Consider the following 20,759-nt stretch of genomic DNA (forward strand, 5'->3'; position numbering starts at 1 on the left):
GCTCGTTCACGCTACTGAATCATGAACCGGCATGGAGATTTCTTGGCCGCGGGTTGGTCTGTGTTTGGTGGGGTGCAGGGGTTGTCTTGTAACTCGGACGATCGGAGCCTGTTGTTCCTGTCAGGCCCCGGGGAGCGCGGCGTCCGGCGGGACCGTACGGCATCGCGCGCCTCGGTGAAGCGGCGGTCGAACGGCAGCGGCAGTCGCTCGATCCAGTCGGGCAGCATGATGCGCACGCCGACGCCGTTCATCACCACGGACAGGTCCTGGCGCAGCCGACGGAACGTCTGCTCGTCAAGGCTGCCCGAGAAGACGGTCTTGGCGAGCATGTCGAGCGAGAGCTTGACCATCGCCTCGCGCACCTCGAGGGTTTGGCCCGGCGCCCGGGCGTCGACGGCGGTGGTCGTCTCGCCGCGCATGATGTCGGCGTAGCGGGCGATCTCGGGACGGGCGAAGGCCGGCTGCAGCTGCCGTCGTTTGTGAACGTGTTCCTGCCCGGCGGCGGTGACCACGGAGTCGCCCAGCAGTTGGCCCGTCTTCTCGAAGAAGCGGCCCTTGGCGAGGCCGGAGCCGAGGTCGACGAGCATGGTGCGGATGAGTGCAGGATCCTGCACGATCAGCGTGCGGGTCCCTGGCTGGAGGGTGATCTCTACGAGTGGGCCGTAGTTCTCGCCGCTTTGGGTATGGGGGAGGCGCTACGAGCGTCACGGGTCGTGCTCTCTTCGAAATGATCACGAGCGCCCGTATCACTCCCTGATCACTACCCTGCGCAATCCAGCATCGGCGCGTGTCCTCCGCCACGCGGCTGCTCAGTCGATGACCGCCGTGGCCTCGACCTCGACCAAATGGTCGGGTACGTCCAGTGCTGCCACGCCCAGCAGCGTGCCCGGCGGTACCGGGGTGACTCCCAGCTTCGCGGCCGCGCGTGCGGCCCCTTCCAGGAAGAGGGGCATCTTGTCGGGGGTCCAGTCGACGACGTAGACGGTCAGCTTCGCCACGTCGTCGAAGGAAGCACCGACCTCGGCCAGAGCGGTGCCGATGTTGAGGTAGCACTGCTCGACCTGAGCGGCGAGGTCACCTTCGCCGACCGTGACCCCGTCGGCATCCCAGGCGACCTGCCCGGCGATGAAGACCAGCTTCGATCCGGTCGCGATCGACACCTGCCGGTAGGCATCGATCTCGGGCAGTCCGCTGGGGTTCACCAGGGTGATGGACATGCTGTCTGCCTCCTTGGCATGAGAGCCCGTGGGCTCGCTTCCACCGATCCAGGAAGCGTGTGCTCTCTTGTGGTTACTCAGGAACCGTAGGAGAGTTGCCGCTGACATGGAAGAACGCACTTTTCAGTGACTGGGGAACCGGATGGTGACCAAGCAGTTCAGGGGCTCGCCCGCGGATGCAGACCTGACGCGCGCGGACTCCTTGGCGCGGGAGATCTTCTCGGACGTGGCCAACAAGTGGGCGCTCCTGATCATCGACGCCCTGGGTGACCGCACGCTGCGCTTCAGCGAGCTGCGGAACGAGATCGAGGGCGTCAGCCACAAGATGCTCACCCAGAACCTGCGCATGCTGGAGCGCAACGGCCTGGTCGAGCGGTGCGTGTACCCCACCGTGCCGCCGCGGGTCGAGTACACCCTCACCGAGCCGGGCCGAGCCCTGCGAGAGCTGGTCCATGGGATGTGCGACTGGACCCACCAGTACCTCGGTCACATCGAGGCCTCCCGCCGCCGCTTCGAGGCCTGATGTGTGCAGGGAAGCGGCAGGGCCGCGGTGGCCGGAAGGGCGGGAGAGCTCGATGAGGCGCCGGTGCGGTGGGGCGTGGATGAAGAATTCCTCATCCGGCGCTCATCCTGCCCGCCCGGTGCCGACCGCAGGATCGGACGCATGGTCTTCTCTCGTCGGTTGGCGGCCCTCGCCGCGGTTGTGGTGATTCCCGTCGGTATCGCCGCGACCAGTTTCGCTCTCGCAGACAGCCCGCGCCCTTTGGAGGTTCCCTCCCAGGTGGACCTGGACAGTGGTTCCCCCATGGCCACGCCCACACCCACGCGGCCCGGGCCGACCCCGAGTGACGAGGCGGTCCCGAGGCCCGAAGTGACCGACAGCCCCCCGGATGACGACGATGACGATGACGACCGCAGCCGGCCCTCCGCAGACCACCCGGCCGGGGACGACGGAGCCGACGACGGAGCCGACGACGGCTGACGGACGGCGCAGGCGGGTCTCCGCCCGCCTCCGGATCGTGCTGTGGCTGCTGCTCGTCATGGCGGTCGCGCTGGCCTCGGTCGCCACGACCACGCGCTCGATCCTGCTGCGGGACGCACACCACCGGATCAACGGTCTGCTGGCCCAGGAGGCGGGTGAGTTCACCAACTTCGTGGACCGGGGCGTCGATCCGGCGACCGGCCGCCCGTTCACCGATCCGGCCCGGCTGCTGCGGGTCTTCCTGGAACGGCAGAACGCCGACCCCGACGAGGAACTGATCGGGCTGGTGGGCCGGTCGGACCGCGGCCCCGCGCAGATCTTCCAGCCGCGGGACATTCCCGTCGCCGTGCCCCTGTACGAGGACGCAGGCGCCCGGCGCCGGATCTTCGAGGCGCCCGGCTCCACCGGCACCCTGCACCGGCCGTCGGGCGAGATCCGCTGGGCCAAGGTCGCCGTCGCCCGGCCCGGCAGCGAACCGGACGCCGCGTTCGTCGTCGCCTTCCACCCCGAGCGCGAACGGCAGCGCGCGAACGCGGTGTTCCGCATACTGCTCGCGATCTCCGGAGTCGCCCTCGTACTGACCACCGGCATCGGCTGGGTCGTCGCCGGACGGATCCTGAAACCCGTACGACTGGTCCGTACGGCTGCCGCGCAGCTCACCGAGCAGGACCTCACCCGGCGTATCCCGGTGCGCGGCCGGGACGACGTGGCCGCGCTCGCCGAGACGTTCAACGCGATGCTCGACCGGCTGGAGCGCGCCTTCGCGGCCCAGCGCGAGTTCGTCGACGACGCCGGGCACGAGCTGCGCACGCCGATCACCATCGTGCGCGGGCACCTGGAACTGATGGGCAACGACCCGGCCGAGCGTGAGGAGACCCTGCGTCTGGTCACCGACGAGCTGGACCGGATGAGCCGCATCGTGGAGGACCTGCTGCTCCTCGCCAAGGCCGAGCGCCCCGACTTCGTCACCCCCGAGCCGGTCCAGCTGGCCGAGCTCACCGCCGACGTCTACGTCAAGGCCCGCACGCTCGGCGACCGCGACTGGCAGCTCGCCGAGGTCGCCGACCGCGAGGCCGAACTGGACCCCCAGCGCATCACGCAGGCGATGGTGCAGCTCGCGCAGAACGCCGTGCAGCACACCGCGCCCGGTCAGACCATCCGCATCGGCTCGCGCACCGACGGCCCGCGCGTGGAGCTGTATGTCGCCGACTCCGGACCCGGCGTCCAGTCGCAGGACACCAAGGTCATCTTCGAACGGTTCCGGCGCGGCACCGCCCGCCGCGGCGCCCGCGGCTCCGGTGCCGGGCTCGGACTGTCCATCGTCCGCGCGATCGCCGAGGCGCACGGCGGCCGCGTGCGCCTGCACGCCACCGAGGGCGGCGGCGCCACCTTCGTACTCACCCTGGAAGAGACACGCCCGTGAACAGGACCCGGAAAGCGGCAGAGGTACGCACGTGAACCGCATTCTCATCGTCGAGGACGAGGAACGCATCGCCTCCTTCGTCGAGAAGGGCCTGCGCGCAGGCGGCTTCACCACCACCGTCGTCGGCGACGGCGACACGGCCTACGAGTACGCCCTGACCGGCGGCTTCGACCTGGTCGTCCTCGACATCGGCCTGCCCGGCCGGGACGGCTTCACCGTCCTGCGCGAGCTGCGCGAAGCCCGGGTGACGGTCCCGGTGATCGTGCTGACCGCGCGGGACTCCGTACGCGACACCGTGGCCGGTCTGGAGGGCGGCGCCGACGACTGGATGACCAAGCCGTTCCGCTTCGAGGAGCTGCTCGCACGGGTGCGGCTCAGGCTGCGTACGGCGGCCAGGGCACCCGAGGTGACGGTGCTGCGCTCGGGCTCGCTCACCCTGGACCTGCGTACCCGCCGGGCCCGGGCGGGGGAGCGGACCGTCGACCTGACGGCCCGTGAGTTCGTGCTGCTGGAGCTGTTCCTGAGGCATCCGGGGCAGGTCCTGTCCCGCGAGCAGATCCTGTCCCACGTGTGGGGGTACGACTTCGATCCCGGGTCCAACATCGTGGACGTGTACGTACGGGCGCTGCGCAAGAAGCTGGGTGCGCAAGCGGTGGAGACGGTCCGCGGGATGGGGTACCGACTGCCGGTATGAGGCCGGCGTGTGCGTGAGGTTTCCTTCATCCGAGGCTCATTGCTCACTCACCGGCCGCGTGAATTCTCGATGACGTGACCCTGAACCTCCGTACGACCGCAGCACTGTGCGTGGCGCTGTCCCTGTGCGCGCTGCTCGCGGTCCCCGACAACTTCCCCGGCATGAGCGGGCAGGCCCGCCTCACCCTCGCCGTGTTCGCCCTGGCGACCTGCGCCTGGATCGGTACGCCGGTCGACGACACCTACATCGCGCTGGGTGCCGGGCTCGCGCTGACGGTGACCGGGGTGATCAGCAGCGCCACGTTGTTCGGCACGCTCGGTGACCCGACCGTGTGGCTGCTGATCTGTGCCTTCGTCCTGGCCGCCGCGGTGACCCGGACCGGGATCGCGGGCCGGGCGGCGGTGTTCCTGGTGGGCGGGGCGCGCACCGTGCGCCAGTTGGTGCACCTGACGACGGCGGCGCTGGTCGTCACGGCGTTCGCGGTGCCGGCCACCTCGGGCCGGGCCGCGCTCGCCCTGCCGGTGTTCCTCGCCCTCGCCAAGGCGTTCGCCGACCGCAGGCGCCTGGTCGTGATGCTGGCGTTGCTGTTCCCCACGGTGATCCTGCTGTCGGCGGTGGCGACGCTGATCGGTGCCGGAGCACACCTGATCACCGTGTCGGTGCTGTGGGAGGCGGCCGGCGAGCGGATCGGCTTCACCCAGTGGCTGCTGCTCGGGCTGCCCCTGGCCGTGGCCTCCTCCCACCTCGCCGCCGAAGCCGTGCTGCTGACCACCACGCGGCGTGCGGACCGCCGGGCTGCCGTGCACATCACCGCCGAGGAGATCCAGGAGCACAGCAAGAGCCCGGTCACCGGGCCCTGGACACAGGCCGAGAAGCGCTGTGCCCTGCTGCTGGGCACGGTGGTCGTCCTGTGGTGCAGCGAGTCGCTGCACCAAGTTCCGCCTGCGGTCGTCGCGTTGATCGGCGCGGTCGTGGCGTCCTCGCCCGCCCTCGGCACCGTACGGCTGAAGGACGCTCTGAAGACGGTGCCCTGGTCACTGCTGCTGTTCATGGCCGCGACCATGGCCATGGGCGTGGCGCTCGCCGACTCGGGCGCGGCGCGGTGGGTGGTCTCCGGCCTGCCCGCGGACGTCACCCCGGTGGTGTTCCTGACCGTCGTGGTCGTGGTCAGCACGGCGGCCCATCTGGTGCTGCAGTCCCGCTCCGCCCGCTCCTCGGTGCTGGTTCCGCTGGTGGTGGCAGCCGCCGTCGGCGCCGGAGTCAACCCGGTCGCGGCCGCGCTCGCCTCCACCGCAGCCGCCGGCTTCTGCCACACGCTTCCGGCCTCCGCGAAGCCGGTCACCCTCTTCGCCGACATCCCCGGTGCTCCCACCTACACCCCACGCGACCTGCTGCGGCTGTCCGCCGTCCTGGCACCGCTGACCGCCGCGCTCGTCCTGCTCTTCGCCGTCGCGGTGTGGCCGCTGCTCGGCGTCCCCGTCGTCCGTTAGGAGCTGGTCCCATGCTGACCCGTGTCGTCGTCGCCCCCAGCGGCTTCAAGGAGTCCCTGTCCGCCGAGGCCGCCGCCGACGCCATCGCGGCAGGCGTGCGCCGGGTCCTGCCGGACGCCTGGATCGACCGGATTCCCCTGGTCGACGGCGGCGAGGGCACGGCCGCCGCACTGTCGGCCGCGACCGGCGGACGGCTCGTCGCACTGCCCGCCACGGGCCCGGTCGGCGAGCCGGTCGACACACACTTCGCGCTGCTCGGATCCCGGGACACGGCGGTCGTGGAGATGGCCGCGGTCGCCGGCCTGAGCCTCGTCCCCCTGGCCCGCCGCGATCCCGGTGCCACCACGACGTACGGCGTCGGCGAGCTGATCCGCGCCGCACTCGACACCGGCGTACGGCGGATCCTCATCGGCTGCGGCGACTCGGGGACGTCCGACGGGGGCGCCGGCGTGCTGCAGGCGCTCGGCGCCCGGCTGCTGGACGCCGACGGCTGCGAACTCCCATACGGGGGAGGGGAGTTGACGCGGCTGAGCCGTATCGACCCGTCCGGACTGGACCCCCGCGTGAGAGAGGTGGAACTCCTCGTCGCCTGCAACCCGTACAACGTGCTGTGCGGTGAGCGGGGCGTGGCCCGTGTCTTCGGACCGCAGAAAGGGGCGACGCCCGCGCAGGTCGAGCAGTTGTCGGCCGGCCTGGAGAACTGGGCGGACGTCCTCACCCGCGACCTCGCCGTCACCACCACCGACCTCCACCACGGCCCCGGCACCGGCGCCTCGGGCGGCCTGGGCGCCGGCCTCGCCGCACTCGGCGCCCGGCTGCTGCCCCGCTTCGACGTGCTGCTGGACCACCTCGACCTGGACGCCCGCCTCGCCCGCGCCGACCTGGTCGTCACCGCCGAGGGCGCCCTGGACCACCAGACGCCCCGCGGCAAGGTCCCCGCCGAGGTGGCGCGCCGCGCCAAACTGCACGGACGTCCGGTGCTCGCCCTGGCGGGAACCCTCGGCGAGGGCGCCGACGACGTGCCCGGCGTGGACGCCTACAGCGCGATCCTCCCGGCACCGATGGCCCTCGCCGAGGCACTGGCAAGGGCCTCGGAACTCCTCACCGACGCCACCGAGCGCGCCCTGCGGATGATCCTGCTGGGGGCCCGGCTACCGGTTCACACGCGAGCGTCCGGGGGTGAAGCCACGGCCCATGGCTCCGATGACCTCAGTCACATTCGCTTCACGTGCGGCGATCCGCTCTGGTAGACGTGGCTCGGCCAGTACGTTCCCTGCGAAAGCACCGCACCATGAGTGACCGCTCCGACCCCGACCTCGTGACCTTCACGCTGGACCTCACCGTGGAGGAGGCCCGGCGGCGGGCGGAGGTGGTGGCGGCGCTCGGGCCCCACTGGGATCCCGTCGCCGCGCTGCGGTCGGAGGAGGCGGCCCGTTCCCTGCTGTACTCCGGTCTGGACGCCGAGCAGGAGCGGATGTACGCCATGCTCGTGGAGGCCGGCGTGCTGCCGGGACGGGACACGGGCGATGCGGCTCCCCATTGACCCGCAGGCGGACCGGGCCCGGCGGGCCTGGGTGCCCTGTCCCGGTTGTGACGACGCGCGCGACTGCGCCGCATGCGCCGGGGGCAGCAACTGCCTGGTGCACTGGCGCTACCTCATAGCGAACGAGGGCGCGCGAGTACACCTCCAGTGCCCGAACTGCACGCACACCTGGACCCTGGACACCCGCCCCGGCAGGCGCGGCAGACCCTTCTGAGGTGCATGCGCGGAAGGGGAACCGACACCACTCGGATCCGCGGTGGGCGAGGCCTGACCGTCCGTCGGGCGTCTATGTTGGGGCCCGTGTACTCCACGCAGGTCTCGTGGCATGTGAACGCCTCGCGTGCGGCCGTGTATCGGGCGCTCGTGGACGCTGACGCCGTCGCCCAGTGGCGGGTGCCGGACGGAATGAGCAGTCAGGTGCACGAGTTCGACGCCCGCGAAGGCGGAGCGTTCCGCATCTCGCTCACCTACGACATGCCGGTCGGCGCCGGCAAGACGGATCCGCACACCGACACTTACCACGGCCACTTCGCGAGGCTCGTGCCCGGCGAGCAGGTGGTCGAGGTCATGGAGTTCGAGACCGCGGACCTCGCACTGCGCGGCACGATGACGATGACCACCACGCTCACCGACGCGGACGGCGGGACGGACGTCCTCGTGGTGCACGAGGGCATTCCCGATGCAGTGCCCGCCGCCGACAACGAGACGGGCACCCGCATGGCCCTGGCACGACTCGCCCGGCTCGTGGAGGCGGGTGAGCGTCGTCCGGGCTGAGCCTCCGTGGCAGGGAACCTTCAGCGCGTGCCGGTCCAGTTGTGAGCCACGTCCACCACGACGCGATCGTTCAGCACCAGCACCCGGAAGGGCAGCCGCGCACGCACTCCGAGCCCGATCTGCGTCTCGCCCTCGAAGCTGCCGGCGAACCGTGCGTCCCTGAAAGTGCGGTACCCGGTGAGATCCACGCCCGGCAGCGGACGCCCCGCCCGGCCGGGATACGCCGGTGCGCCGGTTTCGGGATCGTAGCTGGGCGCGGCCACCCGCACCTCGAGCACGGCTTGCCCTCCGACGGGTATGGGGCGACCTGATCCGTCCTGGTGAAGGCGGTCGACGTACCTGACTGTGTAGCCGAGAGCGCTGCTGCCCGCGCCCGGGACATCGACGACCATACGGTCGTAGCAGGCCTGGCGGCCGGTCCTGACGTTCGTGACCGGCGCCGTCGTGGCGGAGGCGCGAGCCTTGTCCAGGCTGCCCCATCCGGTGGGGCACGCCGTGGCCGATGCGGTGACGGCCGGGGCGGCTGCGACCGGAGCCGCCGCCACCACCGACGTGGCGCCCATGAGCGCGAGTGTTACCCATGCTGTCGTTGTTCGCGCCATTGTGTTCCCCAAGGTGCGCATATGACTGTTATCAGATACGACACCCCAGATAGCCGAATGGTTGCGCCTTCTTGGGCGCGCCCTCGATCGCAGGAATGCACGAACGATCGTCTCGTCGAGTCATACGATCACGCGCTGTCAAGTCCCGGAGGGATGGAGTGAGCGTGACCGACCTGTCCAGCGCGTCCAAGACCGTCCGCGTTCTCGAATTGCTGGCACATCTGGACCCCCGGCTGTGGGAGATCGTCAATCCGCGCCAGCCCGTGTTCAGCGACGCCGTGGGTGTCCGCTCGACGGAAGCCGGCCGGCTGGGCCTCAACCCGCAGCCGCTGCCGCCCCGCGAGGCCATGCTGTTCGCCATCCGTGACATGTCCTTGGCGGTGGCGGAAGCCACCATCGCCGCCAGCATGGCCGGCGGCGATCCTTCCGAAATTCTCAGGGAGGTCGGGGACGACCTGTGCCCTGAGCCGCCCAGGATTCCCTGGCCGAGGAAGTGGCCGGTGCCGGTTCAGATGCAAGGACCGTTCCCCATCGACGCGACGCGCGTCAGGCCCGTGGTCCAGGCGACGGCTGCCCTGGTCTTCCAGACCTACGCCGACCGCACCACGGACGAGGTACTGAGCACCTCTTTTGCCCGGCTGGCCGACCGCCTGCTGGAGACTGCCGTGAAGGCAGCACCGCCGACCCCGACACCGTGACCTGACACAGGGTCCGTGTCAGGAGGGTCCGGGCTTGATGCGTCCGCGCCAGGCTCCCGATTCACTTCCGCGGTGCTCGATGTAGTCCTTGAAGCGCCGCATGTCTCCCTTGATGCGGCGATCGATCACTCCAGTCATGTCGGCGGCCTTCTCGGCGGCTCCGCTGGGTTCGACGTCCATCACCAGCTCCACGCGGGTGTGCGTGTCGTCGAGGCGCTGGAAGCGGACGGAGCCCTTCTGCTTGGTGTCGCCGCTTGTGGTACGCCAGGTGATCCGGTCGTCGGGTACCTGGTCGACGATTTCGGTGTCGAACTCTCGCCGTACGCCACCGATCTTGGTGATCCAGTGGTTGTGGCGGTCATCGAGCTGCCTGACCTCCTCCACTCCCTCCATGAAGTTGGGGAATTCCTCGAACTGGGTCCACTGGTTGTAGGCGGTGCCGAGGGGGACCTCGACCTCGACAGATTCCTTGACGGCGCTCATCTCGTGCCTCCTTGGCAATCGATGGCGGCAGGCTGCCGACGCCCGCCGCGCAGATCTCGGCACAGCATGCGAGTACCCGAGGATCACGGCTTCACCGCAGTGCGGTCGACTGAATGAGCGCCTGGTGCCGGACGGTCCGCTGCGCGGCGAGGCGGGCCTTGAGCAGACAGAACTCGTTGCCTTCGGGATCGGCGAGGACGTGCCAGGACTCCTGCCCGGTCTGACCGATGTCGGCGAGTTCGGCCCCGGCGGCCAGGAGGCGATCGAGCACTGTGAAGTCCAGGACCTCGCCCCAGAACCGCGCCAGTACCTCGGGGTCCCGGCAAGCGAGCACGAGCTCACTGATACGGCATGCCGTTGACGAAACCTGCCCTCAGCGTGGGAACTGCCGGGGGCCGCGCGCGGGTCTCGTGGGCTCCCGCAGCGAGAACACCCTCGCGACCGTACCGGGCGGGGCGAGCAGGGGCGAAGTGATTGCAGGCCCTCGCCCGGCCGGGCCCGCCAGGCAAGGGCCGTAGGCCGCGCAGTAGGGCAGCTGGCTTTGCGACACGTCCTAGAGGGCGCGAAGCCCGCTGAGCACCCGTTCGAGCAGCGTGACATCGGGCCCGCCGTCGCCGGACTGCGTACCGCCGGGCTGGTGGACAGCCACGAGTCCGGCCTCGGCCAGGTCCGCGACGAGAACGCGGGCGACACCGAGAGGAACGGGCAGCAGTGCGGAGATCTCCGCGACGGACCGCACCTCCCGGCACAGCTGGCAGATCCTGCGATGCTCGGGCAGCTGGTCGTTGAGCTGCGCAGGTTCCGCCGTGGTGTGTACCAGGGTCTCGATGGCCAGGTCATAGCGAGTCCGGGTCCGGCCGCGGGTCATGGCGTAGGGGCGCACCAAGGGGCTGCGTCCATGGCCCGCAGGGTTGCCCCGGCTGGACGGGGCGGGGCGGGACGCGTGACCGTCGGCCCCGTCGGCGTCGTGTGGCGACGGCATCAGATCGTCCTGCTCGAGGTGGTGCGGGAGGATGCCGGGGAGCCGCCGTGCGCCCCTGGCGCGGTCCTGCCACTACAACGTCTTGTCATCCCGCTCTTCTCCATCCGGACCGGTTCTCGTCCGAGGCTTGCTTGCCGGCGCCACCCGGCAGCAGCCACCCGCCGATCCCTCGCCCTCGAAAGGGACCCGGACTTCCTCATGCACGGTTCAGCCGCGCAGCGATTCCGTGGCCGATCAGCAAATACATGACGGCCGGAAGACCGTAATTGAGGATGGTGCGTAGGCCTTCTGTGTCCATTGTGAAAATATCCTGTGACCACCAGGCCAGCCAATCGGCCGTTCCGTGCACAAACTCGACGAAGACATTGGACTGATTGGCGTCGAGCAGGTGGAGCAGGACCCACAGGAGCAGGAATCCGGCGGCGATGTCGACGACGGTGCAGACGGCCAGGGCCACCCGCCGTGCGGTGGCCTCACCTTGGTCGGGGCGGCTTGAGCCGCCCTGCTGCTGGTCGTAGGTCTGGTATCCGGGAACCGGGTCAGTACTGCGCACAAGAAGTCCCATCCGACGTATTGCTGAGGGAAAACGCCCCGACCGACACGATGTCCCGCTTGCGGAGAAACGCGATCGACCGGGGGGCGGACGGGCTGTTTGCCCGCCCCCGTACGTCTGCGCCATACCGGCCCCGCCGTGTTACTCGCCCGCCCCGATATCCCAATTATGGGTACCTGTTCCGGCACTTCCCTAAATACTTGTGCCCGTTATCAATTTTGCGGATGGCTGTTGCCGGTGGCCCGCGCTGCGAGAAACCGCTGCTGGATTCGGCGGCCGTGCCGGGACAGGTCGGCACTCCCCTGCGGGGGGCTTGTGCGGCGGAAGGTCAGCCGTCGATGCCGACGTCCTGCGCGAAGGTGACGACATTGCCGGCGGGGTCGGCGATGGCTGCGACGCGGAATCCACCGGGGGTGTCCCGGACGGGCCCCATGTCCAGACCGCGCTCCGCGACGGCGGCAGCCTGAGCGTCGGTGTCGTCGACTCCCACCGTCAGCATGGCGGAGCCGGCGCGGTCGGGGTCGCGGAGCAACTGGATGGCCCCACCCTCGATGACCTGCCACTCCGCCAGGCCGTCCATGGGGTTGCGGTCGGCGGGGCGTCCCCAGAGGCGTTCGTACCAGCCGCGCGCGGATTCAAAGTCCACGACGGGCATAACCGCGTAGACGTTCCTGATTGCCATGGTGAGCACCCCTTTGTCCGCCTCGAACCATATGATGACTTGTCACACAATCACAGCCCTCCATGCCGTGAGTTCACAGATGTTCGCCGGGGCGGTGGACACGGCCCTCGCCGTCACGGCAACCCGTGCCCGCAACCGCGTGGGACACCTTCCAGACGTCGCCTCGACGGTACGAACGGGCTGCACGACAGTGCTGCGTACGACGACCGGATGGAGGAACAGCCCGGGCGGAGGCGGGGAAACGCGGCGAGGATCCTTCCGGGCATCGACCGAACTGACGACACTGCCGGGTCATGGACATTCTCCTCGTCGCGAGCACGTTCAACAGCCTGTCCCAGCGCGTGTACGCCGAACTGTCCGGCCTGGGGCACAGGGTGGACGCCGTACTCGCCTCCCACGGCGCGGCCGCGATCCGCACCGCCGTGCGTGAGGTACGCCCGGAGCTGGTCATTGCGCCGATGCTCAGGACGGCACTGCCCGAGGACGTCTGGCGCGAGCACATCTGCCTCATCGTGCACCCGGGGCCGCCCGGGGACCGCGGCCCGTCGTCCCTGGACTGGGCCATCGCCGAGGAGGCACCGCGGTGGGGGGTGACGGTCCTGCAGGCCGAGGCGGCGATGGACGCGGGCCCTGTCTGGGCGGCAGTGCCGTTCGAGGTGCCGCCGGTGGGCAAGAGCGACCTGTACCGCAACGAGGTCTCCGATGCGGCCGTCGCTGCGCTCCTGCTGGCCGTGCGGCGGTACGGTGACAGCTCGTTCAAACCGCAGCCGCAGAGCGACCCGTCGGTCCACGTGGTCCGGCGCGACCCCTTCCGCCAGGAGCTGCGGCGGATCGACTGGGAGGGCGACAGCACCGAGACAGTGCTGCGCAAGCTGCGCGGGGCCGACTCGCAGCCCGGGGTGCTCGACGAACTCCTCGGCCGGGAGGTGTTCCTGCACGGCGGGTACATCGAGGACGAACTGCGCGGACGCCCTGGGGAACTGCTCGCCACGCGTGCGGGCGCGGTGTGCCGGGCCACTCGGGACGGCGCGGTCTGGATCCCCGAGCTCAGACCGCGCAAGGCCTCCGGTGATCCGGCGCCCTTCCGCCGCCCGGCGGCCTCCGTGCTCGCCTCGATCCCGGTTCCGCCCCCTTCGCAGGGCGGCATCCCCGGCGTCCGGTCGCCGGAGGACGGCCTCTTCCGGCATGCCGGTGACCGGCCGCCGTGGCTTCCGGAGGTCGCGGCCCCGCTCGAGCACGTCCCCGGACGGCGAACCTGGACCGACATCCGCTACCGGCAGCGCGGCGACATCGGGTTCCTGGCTTTCTCGTTCCCCGGCGGGGCCATGAGCACCGACCAGTGCCGCAGGCTGCTCGCCGCATACCGGTACGCGCTCACACGTCCCACCTCGGTGCTGGTGCTCGGTGGTGCGCGCGACTTCTTCTGCAACGGCATCCACCTGAACGTCATCGAGGCATCCGCCGACCCGGCCGCGGAGTCCTGGACCAATCTCATCGCCATGAACGACCTGGTCGAGGCGGTGCTACGTACCACCGACCGGCTGGTGGTCGCGGCACTCGGCGGCAACGCGGCCGCGGGCGGTGCCATGTTCGCCCTCGCCGCCGACGAGGTGTGGTGCCGCACCGGCGCCGTCCTCAATCCGCATTACCGGAGGATGGGCCTGTACGGATCGGAGTTCTGGACGTACACGCTGCCGCGTCGGGTGGGCCCCGAGACGGCCGAGTGGCTGACGACCCAGGCCCTGCCGGTGAGCGCCGCGACGGCCGCCGACATCGGGCTGGTGGACCGTCTGGTACCGGTCTGCGCGCAGGACTTCACCGCCGAGGTGGCCCGGCTGGCGACGGCGCTCGCCGCCGCCCCGGACCTCGGACGGCGGATCGCGGCAAAGACGGTGGCACGCCGACGCGACGAGGCGGCACAGCCGCTCGCCGAGTACCGGCAGGAGGAACTGACCCGTATGCACGGCATCTTCTTCGATCCCGCCGCCCCTTACCACGCGTTGCGCTCCGCCTTCGTCCGGAAGACGCCGAGCGGCTCGGCCCGGCCGCTGGATCTGGCCGGCGAACCGGTCAACGGAGGCAGCCGGTGAGCCCGCACCCCGCCCGCCTCCTGGTGGCGGGCATCGGCAACATCTTTCTCGCGGACGACGCCTTCGGCCCCGAGGTGATCCGCGCCCTCGACAGGCGCCCGCTGCCGCCCGGCGTACGTGTCAAGGACTTCGGCATCCGCGGCCTGGACCTCGCCTACGAACTGCTGGACGGGTACCGCACCGCGGTCCTGGTCGACGCGGCTCCGCGCGGACACCGGCCCGGAACCCTGTCCCTGATCGAACCGGACCTCCCGGACGTCACGGCCCCGCCCGAAGCCCACGGCATGGACCCGGCCCGGGTGCTGGCCCTGGCCGCGCACCTGGGCGACGGGCCGCTGCCCCGCGTTCTGCTGCTGGCCTGCGAACCCCAGGTACGGCCGACCGGCGACGAGGACGTCGTCCCGGGGCTCAGCGCGCCCGTCCGGGAGGCGGTCGAGCCGGCCGTCACGGCGCTGCACACGATGGTCCCGGCTCTGCTCGCCGACCCCGCGGCCACACCGCCGTTGGGCCGCCCGGAGGAATCCGCCGAGCCGCGCACGGCCGGTCTCCCACGGGGGGCGGCCGGCGGCACGCAGGATCGGTAACGGTCCGCGGCTGTACCGTCCCGGTCCGCACCGAACCGCCCGGCCCGTCTGCGGTCGGGGGCCACGCCCACCACCGAAGCCCGACCCGCAGCCCGGTCCGTGCCCCTCCAGTCCTGTCCCGACCCTGAGGAGCGGCCGCATGTGTCAGTCCACCGACGTCAGACAGGCCGTCCTCGCGAAGAACGACGGCCTGGCCACCGCCCTGCGCGACGACCTCACGCGACGGGGAGTGATCGTGGTCAACCTGCTCTCCAGCCCCGGCAGCGGCAAGACGGAGTTGCTCGGGCGGGTGCTGGCCCGGGCGGTGCAGCGGGGCATCCCGGTAGCCGCGCTCACCGCCGACCTCGCCACGGAGAACGACGCCCGCCGGCTGGCCCGTTCGGGGGCTCCGGCGAAGCAGCTTCTGACCGACGGGCTGTGCCATCTGGAGGCCCGTCAGGTACGCGGCCACCTCGAGGGATGGCTGCCCGAGGACACCGAACTGCTCTTCGTGGAGAACGTCGGCAACCTCGTGTGCCCGGCGTCGTACGACCTCGGTGAAACCCTGCGGATCGTGCTGATGGCGGTGACCGAGGGCGAGGACAAGCCCCTGAAGTACCCGACTGCCTTCGGCTCCGCTCACCTGGTGGTGCTCACCAAGACCGACCTGGCCGAGGCCGCCGGTTTCGACGAGGACGCCTTCCACGCCCATGTGCACCGGGTCAACCCGGGCGTGGAGCTCGTACGGTCCTGCGCGCGCACCGGCGACGGCGTCGACACCGTCCTGGAACGTGTCCTCGCCGCACGGGACGGTGCGCCCGTGCACCGGCCTCCCCTCATGCCCCAGCCGCAGGGTCACGCCCACGAGCCCGGTGAAGGCCACGTCGTCCCGGGACATCCGCAACCGCACGCCACGTCCGCCCCCGCCTCATGACCGCTCCCGCCGCCGAGGCGGTGCGCCGCCGCATCACCGTGCGGGGCACCGTGCAGGGCGTGGGGTTCCGCCCGTACGTGCACCGGCTGGCCGCCGACCTCGCACTGGCCGGTTTCGTCAGCAACACCGCACAGGGCGTGCTCATCGAGGTGGAGGGGCCGCCCACGGGCGTCGCGCGGTTCTGCTCCCGGCTGGCCCAGGAGCCGCCGCCGCTGGCCGCCGTGACCGGTATCGGCGTGCAGGACGTCCCCGCAACAGGTGCCGCCGAAGGCTTCACGATCCGTCCCTCGGAGCAGTCCCGGGGACGCACCCAGCTCCCGCCCGACACGGCGACCTGCGCCGACTGCCTGCGTGAGCTGGCCGACCCGGCCGACCGCCGCCACCGGCACCCGTTCGTCACCTGCACCCACTGTGGTCCGCGCTTCACCATCGCCACGGCCATGCCGTACGACCGGACCGCCACGACCATGGCGGACTTCCCGATGTGCGCTGCCTGCGCGGGGGAGTACGCCGCCCCCGGCGACCGGCGTTTCCACGCCCAGCCCGTGGCCTGCCGGGACTGCGGGCCCCGGCTGCGCCTGGTGCCCGCGGCCGGCACCGATGTCCGCCCGGCGCGGGACGCGGATGCACTGGCGGCGGCCCGCGGGCTGCTGGCCGCCGGGCGGATCGTCGCCGTCAAGGGCGTCGGCGGCTACCACCTGGCATGCGACGCCGCCGATGCGCAGGCCGTCGCCGCCCTGCGCACCCGCAAGGCGCGGGGCGGCAAGCCGTTCGCGGTGATGTGCGCCGACCTGCCGACCGTGCAGCGGATCGCCCTGCTCTCCGGCGGCGAACGGGCCGCGCTCACCAGCCCTCGCCGCCCCATCGTGCTGCTGCGCCGACGCGCCGAGCCGGACGGCCTCCGGCTCGCGCCAGGAGTGTGCCCGGGCAGCCCGCACCTCGGCGTGCTGCTGCCCTACACCCCGGTGCACACTCTGCTATTCGGACTGCCCGGCGATCCTCTGGGCCCCCGCGTGCTCGTCATGACCAGCGGCAACCGCTCCGGCGAGCCGATCGTCACCGACGACGACGAGGCCCTGACCCGGCTGGCGGAGATGGCCGACGCCTGGCTCGTCCACGACCGCGGCATCGTCTCGCCCTGCGACGACTCGCTGCTGCGGGTGCGCCCCGACGGCACCGAGCAGGTGCTGCGCCGCTCCCGCGGATACGTCCCCCGACCGCTGCGGCTCCCGCTGACGGTCCGCCCCGCGCTGGCGGTGGGCGGCGACCTGAAGAACGCGCTCTGCGTCGGCGACGGCGACCACGCCTGGTTCGGCCCCCACATCGGTGACATGGGAGACCTGGCCGGCCTGGAGGCCGCCGCGCGCGCGGAGCGGCACATGCGGCACCTGACCGGCGTCACGCCCGCACTCGTCGCCGCCGACCGGCACCCGGGCTACCACTCCACCCGGTGGGCCCGCCGCCGCGCCGCCGGGCTGGCGCAGGCGCGGCCCGTACTCGTGCAGCACCACCACGCGCACATCACCTCGGCGATGGCGGAAGCCGGCCTCGACGGCACCATGCCCGTGATCGGCGTCGCGTTCGACGGCACCGGCCACGGCGACGACGGCACGGTCTGGGGCGGCGAGGTCCTGCTCGCGGACTATGCCGGATACCGGCGATTCGCTCATCTGACCCCCGCCCCGCTGCCCGGCGGGGACGCGGCTGTTGCCAACCCCTGCCGCACGGCACTGGCGCGGCTGTGGGCCGCGGGCCTGCCGTGGGATCCTCGACTGCCCAGTGTCGCTGCCTGCTCGCGCGACGAACTGACCCTGTTGGAACGGCAGCTGGCGAGCGGGTTCGGCTGCGTGCCCACGTCGAGCATGGGACGGCTCTTCGATGCCGTGTCCTCCCTGGCGGGTGTGTGCCACCGCGCGGGATACGAGGCGCAGGCCGCGCTGGAGCTGGAGGCCGCGGCCGCCGCGGCGTGGGACGCGGACACGGCAGCGTACGCCTTCGGGTTCGCGGCCGGAGCCGCCCCCGTGAGATGCGATCCCGTTCCGGTGCTACGAGCTCTCGTCGCCGACCTGCGCCGCGGCACCCCCGCCCCCGTGCTCGCGGCCCGGTTCCACCGGGGCGTCGCCGGGGCTGTCGCCGAGATCTGCCGCAGGGCGCGCTGCGCCACCGGACTGGCCGCCGTCGCCCTGAGCGGCGGCGTGTTCGCCAACAGCCTGCTGGAGCAGGAGTGCACGACGCTGCTGGCCGCGGACGGCTTCACCGTGCTGCGCCACGGCGAGGTACCGCCCGGCGACGGGGGACTGGCCCTCGGGCAGCTCGTGGTCGCGGCCCGGGAGCGGGACCGAAAGGAGCACGCGACGGCCGTGCCGTGAGGCCGTGCCTGACCGGCCCGATCAGGCCGCCGTACGACCGCAGAGCGCGGACGGCAGGCCGCAGACCGCACACAGCGACGAGACGGAGTGACCCATGTGTCTGGCAGTGCCCGGCAGAGTCGTGGCCATCGACGACCGTGCCGACCCGCTCACCGGGATGATCGACTTCGGGGGTGTGCAGAAGCAGGTGTGCCTGGAGTACGTGCCCGACGTGCGGATCGGGGAGTACGTCATCGTCCACGTCGGGTTCGCCCTGCAGAAGCTCGACGAGGAGTCGGCCCGGGCGTCCCTGGAGCTCTTCGAGCAACTGGGGCTGCTGGAGGAGGAGTTCGGCGACGCCTGGCAACAGGCGGCGCAGCAGGCCGGGAGCGACGCCCCGCACGTCCCCGCCACCGTCGAGCGCGGGGAGAGCGGGAGCGGGACCCGATGAAGTACATCGACGAGTTCAACGACCCGGATCTGGCGCGGCGGCTGCTGGACGAGATCCGCGCGACGGTCACCCGGCCGTGGGCGCTGATGGAGGTGTGCGGCGGCCAGACGCACTCGATCATCCGGCACGGCATCGACCAGTTGCTGCCGGACGACGTGGAACTGATCCACGGCCCCGGCTGCCCGGTGTGCGTCACCCCGCTGGAGATGATCGACAAAGCGCTGGAGATCGCCTCCCGGCCCGAGGTGATCTTCTGCTCGTTCGGGGACATGCTGCGGGTGCCGGGTACCGACCGGGACCTGTTCCGGGTCAAGGGCGAGGGCGCAGACGTCCGCGTGGTGTACTCCCCGCTCGACGCTCTCCGGCTCGCCCGCCGGTACCCGGACCGCGAGGTGGTGTTCTTCGCCATCGGCTTCGAGACCACCGCGCCCGCCAATGCGATGGCCGTCCACCAGGCCCGCCGGCTCGGGATCGACAACTTCAGCCTGCTGGTGTCCCACGTGCGGGTGCCGCCCGCCGTCGAGGCCATCATGACGGCCCCCGCCTGCCGGGTGCAGGGCTTCCTGGCCGCCGGGCACGTGTGCAGCGTGATGGGCACGGCCGAATACCCGGACCTGGCCGAACGCCATCGGGTACCGATCGTGGTGACCGGCTTCGAACCGCTGGACATCCTCGAAGGCATCCGCCTCGCCGTCCACCAGCTGGAGCGGGGCGAGCACCGCGTGGAGAACGCCTACGCCCGCGCCGTGCGCGAGGAGGGCAACCCGGCCGCGTTGCGCATGATCGAGGAGGTCTTCGAGGTCACCGACCGGTCCTGGCGAGGCATCGGGAGCATCCCCGCCAGCGGCTGGCGGCTGGCGGACGCCTACCGCGCCTTCGACGCCGAGCACCGCTTCGACGTCACCGGCATCCGCACCGAGGAGCTCGCGGTGTGCCGCAGCGGCGAGGTGCTGCAGGGCCTGATCAAGCCCACCGAGTGCCCCGCGTTCGGCATCGACTGCACCCCACGCACCCCGCTCGGCGCCACCATGGTCTCCAGCGAGGGTGCCTGCGCGGCCTACTACCTGTACCGCCGGATGGACGGCCCGGCCCCGCAGGGCTCCCGGGTCCCGCAGGAGGAGATGAACCCCGTTGGCTGAACTCGCCGATCCGTCGACCGTCGTCGACCCCGCGAACTGGACCTGCCCGGCCCCCCTGCGCGATCAGCCGATCGTGGTGATGGGACACGGAGGCGGCGGCACCCTCTCCGCCGAACTCGTCGAGCAGGTCTTCACCCCCGCGTACGGCAACGCCACCCTCGCCGGACTCGCCGACTCCGCCGTCCTCGACCTCGGTGGCGCCCGGCTGGCGTTCTCCACCGACTCCTACGTCGTCAGGCCGCTGTTCTTCCCCGGCGGCAGCCTCGGCGACCTGGCGGTCAACGGCACCGTCAACGACCTGGCGATGAGCGGCGCCCGGCCCGCCCACCTGTCCGCCGCGTTCGTCCTGGAGGAGGGCGTGGAGCTGGCCGTGGTCGAGCGGATCGCGCGCGCCCTCGGCACCGCCGCAGAGGCGGCCGGGGTCACGGTGGTCACGGGAGACACCAAGGTGGTGGAGGCGGGGCACGGCGACGGCGTGTACGTCACCACCGCCGGGATCGGCCTCGTCCGCGACGGCGTGGACATCCGCCCGCAGCGCGCACGGCCGGGCGACGCCGTCATCGTCAGCGGCCCGATCGGCCTGCACGGCGTGGCGATCATGAGCGTACGGGAAGGCCTGGACTTCGGCGTCGAGGTGGCCAGCGACACCGCACCCCTCGCCGACCTGGTGGCGGCCATGCTCGCGGTCACCCCCGACGTCCATGTGCTCCGCGACCCCACCCGGGGTGGGCTCGCCGCGTCGCTCAACGAGATCGCCCGCGCCTCCGGCACCGGCGTGCGGCTGCGCGAGCGGGACATCCCGGTGCCGGACGCCGTCGCCAACGCCTGCGGTTTCCTGGGCCTCGACCCGCTGTACGTGGCCAACGAGGGCCGCCTGGTCGCCTTCGTACCCCGCCCGGCGGCCGAGGAGGTGCTGGCCGCGATGCGCGCCCACCCGCAGGGCACGGGCGCCGCGCTCATCGGCGAGTGCGTCGCCGAGCACTCCGGCATGGTGGTGGTCTCCACCGGCCTGGGCGGTACCCGGGTTGTGGACATGCCTCTCGGGGAGCAACTGCCGCGCATCTGCTGACGCGTCCGGAACACGCCGAACGGCCCTGACGGCAGGGTGACT

23 protein-coding genes and 2 pseudogenes are annotated in these 20,759 nt (G+C 71.4%); 17 read left to right on the plus strand and 8 right to left on the minus strand.

Going from position 1 to position 20,759, the window contains the following annotated elements:
* Positions 1-11 precede the first annotated feature (11 nt).
* Positions 12-662: pseudogene (locus ACFV7R_RS27025) on the minus strand (cytochrome P450); the annotation flags it as partial.
* A gap of 147 nt (positions 663-809) precedes the next feature.
* Complete coding sequence (locus ACFV7R_RS27030) at positions 810-1,217, minus strand: RidA family protein (protein ID WP_129803065.1); 408 nt, start codon at positions 1,215-1,217, stop codon at positions 810-812.
* 142 nt (positions 1,218-1,359) lie between these two features.
* On the opposite strand from ACFV7R_RS27030, the gene ACFV7R_RS27035 reads away from it, so the two are divergent.
* From ACFV7R_RS27035 to ACFV7R_RS27075, 9 genes are all read left to right on the plus strand, one after another.
* Positions 1,360-1,740, plus strand: a complete 381-nt coding sequence (locus ACFV7R_RS27035; RefSeq protein WP_385267909.1) for a winged helix-turn-helix transcriptional regulator — start codon at positions 1,360-1,362, stop codon at positions 1,738-1,740.
* Positions 1,741-1,881: 141 nt separating this feature from the next.
* Positions 1,882-2,199: a small secreted hydrophilic protein gene (locus tag ACFV7R_RS27040; RefSeq protein WP_385267911.1), complete on the plus strand. Its 318-nt coding sequence runs from the start codon at positions 1,882-1,884 to the stop codon at positions 2,197-2,199.
* Positions 2,123-3,622 (plus strand): ATP-binding protein, encoded by a 1,500-nt coding sequence (locus ACFV7R_RS27045; RefSeq protein ID WP_385267913.1) that lies wholly within the window; start codon positions 2,123-2,125, stop codon positions 3,620-3,622. Before ACFV7R_RS27040 ends, ACFV7R_RS27045 begins: the two co-directional genes overlap by 77 nt.
* A 31-nt stretch (positions 3,623-3,653) precedes the next feature.
* Entirely contained in the window at positions 3,654-4,316 is a 663-nt protein-coding gene (locus tag ACFV7R_RS27050; RefSeq protein WP_129803062.1) for a response regulator transcription factor, read from the plus strand.
* A 74-nt stretch (positions 4,317-4,390) separates the two neighbouring features.
* Complete coding sequence (locus ACFV7R_RS27055) at positions 4,391-5,806, plus strand: SLC13 family permease (RefSeq protein WP_385267915.1); 1,416 nt, start codon at positions 4,391-4,393, stop codon at positions 5,804-5,806.
* Between the two features lie 11 nt (positions 5,807-5,817).
* Positions 5,818-7,056: a glycerate kinase gene (locus tag ACFV7R_RS27060; RefSeq protein ID WP_385267917.1), complete on the plus strand. Its 1,239-nt coding sequence runs from the start codon at positions 5,818-5,820 to the stop codon at positions 7,054-7,056.
* 41 nt (positions 7,057-7,097) lie between these two features.
* Positions 7,098-7,349 carry a DUF6400 family protein gene (locus ACFV7R_RS27065; protein WP_385267919.1) on the plus strand — a complete coding sequence of 84 codons (252 nt, stop codon included), beginning with the start codon at positions 7,098-7,100 and terminating at the stop codon, positions 7,347-7,349.
* Positions 7,333-7,563 (plus strand): hypothetical protein, encoded by a 231-nt coding sequence (locus ACFV7R_RS27070; RefSeq protein ID WP_385267921.1) that lies wholly within the window; start codon positions 7,333-7,335, stop codon positions 7,561-7,563. Before ACFV7R_RS27065 ends, ACFV7R_RS27070 begins: the two co-directional genes overlap by 17 nt.
* A gap of 86 nt (positions 7,564-7,649) precedes the next feature.
* Positions 7,650-8,123 (plus strand): SRPBCC domain-containing protein, encoded by a 474-nt coding sequence (locus tag ACFV7R_RS27075; RefSeq protein ID WP_385267923.1) that lies wholly within the window; start codon positions 7,650-7,652, stop codon positions 8,121-8,123.
* A 20-nt stretch (positions 8,124-8,143) separates the two neighbouring features.
* Here ACFV7R_RS27075 and ACFV7R_RS27080 read toward each other — a convergent pair whose 3' ends face one another.
* The gene (locus ACFV7R_RS27080) at positions 8,144-8,686 is read right to left on the minus strand and encodes a hypothetical protein (RefSeq protein WP_385267925.1); all 543 of its coding nucleotides are present in this window, start codon (positions 8,684-8,686) and stop codon (positions 8,144-8,146) included.
* Between the two features lie 203 nt (positions 8,687-8,889).
* Here ACFV7R_RS27080 and ACFV7R_RS27085 point away from each other — a divergent pair, with 203 nt between their 5' ends.
* Positions 8,890-9,423, plus strand: coding sequence for a hypothetical protein (locus ACFV7R_RS27085; RefSeq protein WP_385267927.1), 534 nt, complete (start codon positions 8,890-8,892; stop codon positions 9,421-9,423).
* Between the two features lie 18 nt (positions 9,424-9,441).
* Here the strand turns inward: ACFV7R_RS27085 and ACFV7R_RS27090 are convergent, their stop codons facing one another.
* From ACFV7R_RS27090 to ACFV7R_RS27110, 5 genes and pseudogenes are all read right to left on the minus strand, one after another.
* On the minus strand, positions 9,442-9,906 hold the full coding sequence (locus tag ACFV7R_RS27090; protein WP_385267929.1) for an SRPBCC family protein: 465 nt from the start codon (positions 9,904-9,906) through the stop codon (positions 9,442-9,444).
* Between the two features lie 91 nt (positions 9,907-9,997).
* Entirely contained in the window at positions 9,998-10,252 is a 255-nt protein-coding gene (locus tag ACFV7R_RS27095) for a VOC family protein (RefSeq protein WP_385268186.1), read from the minus strand.
* A 207-nt stretch (positions 10,253-10,459) separates the two neighbouring features.
* Positions 10,460-10,885 (minus strand): annotated as a pseudogene (locus ACFV7R_RS27100) (DUF742 domain-containing protein); the annotation flags it as partial.
* 199 nt (positions 10,886-11,084) lie between these two features.
* Positions 11,085-11,453, minus strand: a complete 369-nt coding sequence (locus tag ACFV7R_RS27105; RefSeq protein ID WP_385267931.1) for a hypothetical protein — start codon at positions 11,451-11,453, stop codon at positions 11,085-11,087.
* Between the two features lie 316 nt (positions 11,454-11,769).
* Complete coding sequence (locus ACFV7R_RS27110) at positions 11,770-12,123, minus strand: VOC family protein (protein ID WP_385267933.1); 354 nt, start codon at positions 12,121-12,123, stop codon at positions 11,770-11,772.
* Between the two features lie 293 nt (positions 12,124-12,416).
* Between ACFV7R_RS27110 and ACFV7R_RS27115 the strand changes: the two genes are divergently transcribed.
* The 7 genes from ACFV7R_RS27115 to hypE all read left to right on the plus strand — a co-directional run bounded on the left by ACFV7R_RS27115 (position 12,417) and on the right by hypE (position 20,717).
* Positions 12,417-14,213 carry an enoyl-CoA hydratase-related protein gene (locus ACFV7R_RS27115; RefSeq protein ID WP_385267935.1) on the plus strand — a complete coding sequence of 599 codons (1,797 nt, stop codon included), beginning with the start codon at positions 12,417-12,419 and terminating at the stop codon, positions 14,211-14,213.
* Positions 14,210-14,797 (plus strand): hydrogenase maturation protease, encoded by a 588-nt coding sequence (locus ACFV7R_RS27120; protein WP_385267937.1) that lies wholly within the window; start codon positions 14,210-14,212, stop codon positions 14,795-14,797. The genes ACFV7R_RS27115 and ACFV7R_RS27120 overlap by 4 nt, the downstream gene beginning before the upstream one ends.
* Before the next feature lie 139 nt (positions 14,798-14,936).
* Entirely contained in the window at positions 14,937-15,710 is a 774-nt protein-coding gene (hypB, locus tag ACFV7R_RS27125) for a hydrogenase nickel incorporation protein HypB (RefSeq protein ID WP_385267939.1), read from the plus strand.
* Complete coding sequence (gene hypF, locus ACFV7R_RS27130; RefSeq protein ID WP_385267941.1) at positions 15,707-18,079, plus strand: carbamoyltransferase HypF; 2,373 nt, start codon at positions 15,707-15,709, stop codon at positions 18,077-18,079. Before hypB ends, hypF begins: the two co-directional genes overlap by 4 nt.
* A gap of 94 nt (positions 18,080-18,173) precedes the next feature.
* Positions 18,174-18,509 carry a HypC/HybG/HupF family hydrogenase formation chaperone gene (locus ACFV7R_RS27135; protein WP_385267943.1) on the plus strand — a complete coding sequence of 112 codons (336 nt, stop codon included), beginning with the start codon at positions 18,174-18,176 and terminating at the stop codon, positions 18,507-18,509.
* Entirely contained in the window at positions 18,506-19,648 is a 1,143-nt protein-coding gene (hypD, locus tag ACFV7R_RS27140) for a hydrogenase formation protein HypD (protein ID WP_385267945.1), read from the plus strand. Before ACFV7R_RS27135 ends, hypD begins: the two co-directional genes overlap by 4 nt.
* Complete coding sequence (gene hypE / locus ACFV7R_RS27145) at positions 19,641-20,717, plus strand: hydrogenase expression/formation protein HypE (protein ID WP_385267947.1); 1,077 nt, start codon at positions 19,641-19,643, stop codon at positions 20,715-20,717. Before hypD ends, hypE begins: the two co-directional genes overlap by 8 nt.
* Positions 20,718-20,759 lie beyond the last annotated feature (42 nt).

This window comes from Streptomyces sp. NPDC059866, assembly GCF_042731325.1.
Taxonomy (GTDB): domain Bacteria; phylum Actinomycetota; class Actinomycetes; order Streptomycetales; family Streptomycetaceae; genus Streptomyces; species Streptomyces flavusporus.

Coding starts and splice junctions, on each gene's coding strand:
- ACFV7R_RS27035 (WP_385267909.1), top strand. CDS start 1,360: ATGGTGACCAAGCAGTTCAGGGGCTCGCCCGCGGATGCAGACCTGACG.
- hypB (WP_385267939.1), top strand. CDS start 14,937: ATGTGTCAGTCCACCGACGTCAGACAGGCCGTCCTCGCGAAGAACGAC.
- ACFV7R_RS27060 (WP_385267917.1), top strand. CDS start 5,818: ATGCTGACCCGTGTCGTCGTCGCCCCCAGCGGCTTCAAGGAGTCCCTG.
- ACFV7R_RS27080 (WP_385267925.1), bottom strand. CDS start 8,686: ATGGGCGCCACGTCGGTGGTGGCGGCGGCTCCGGTCGCAGCCGCCCCG.
- ACFV7R_RS27115 (WP_385267935.1), top strand. CDS start 12,417: ATGGACATTCTCCTCGTCGCGAGCACGTTCAACAGCCTGTCCCAGCGC.
- hypF (WP_385267941.1), top strand. CDS start 15,707: ATGACCGCTCCCGCCGCCGAGGCGGTGCGCCGCCGCATCACCGTGCGG.
- ACFV7R_RS27135 (WP_385267943.1), top strand. CDS start 18,174: ATGTGTCTGGCAGTGCCCGGCAGAGTCGTGGCCATCGACGACCGTGCC.
- ACFV7R_RS27070 (WP_385267921.1), top strand. CDS start 7,333: ATGCGGCTCCCCATTGACCCGCAGGCGGACCGGGCCCGGCGGGCCTGG.
- ACFV7R_RS27045 (WP_385267913.1), top strand. CDS start 2,123: ATGACGACCGCAGCCGGCCCTCCGCAGACCACCCGGCCGGGGACGACG.
- ACFV7R_RS27090 (WP_385267929.1), bottom strand. CDS start 9,906: ATGAGCGCCGTCAAGGAATCTGTCGAGGTCGAGGTCCCCCTCGGCACC.
- ACFV7R_RS27110 (WP_385267933.1), bottom strand. CDS start 12,123: ATGGCAATCAGGAACGTCTACGCGGTTATGCCCGTCGTGGACTTTGAA.
- hypD (WP_385267945.1), top strand. CDS start 18,506: ATGAAGTACATCGACGAGTTCAACGACCCGGATCTGGCGCGGCGGCTG.
- ACFV7R_RS27065 (WP_385267919.1), top strand. CDS start 7,098: ATGAGTGACCGCTCCGACCCCGACCTCGTGACCTTCACGCTGGACCTC.
- ACFV7R_RS27105 (WP_385267931.1), bottom strand. CDS start 11,453: ATGGGACTTCTTGTGCGCAGTACTGACCCGGTTCCCGGATACCAGACC.
- ACFV7R_RS27030 (WP_129803065.1), bottom strand. CDS start 1,217: ATGTCCATCACCCTGGTGAACCCCAGCGGACTGCCCGAGATCGATGCC.
- ACFV7R_RS27040 (WP_385267911.1), top strand. CDS start 1,882: ATGGTCTTCTCTCGTCGGTTGGCGGCCCTCGCCGCGGTTGTGGTGATT.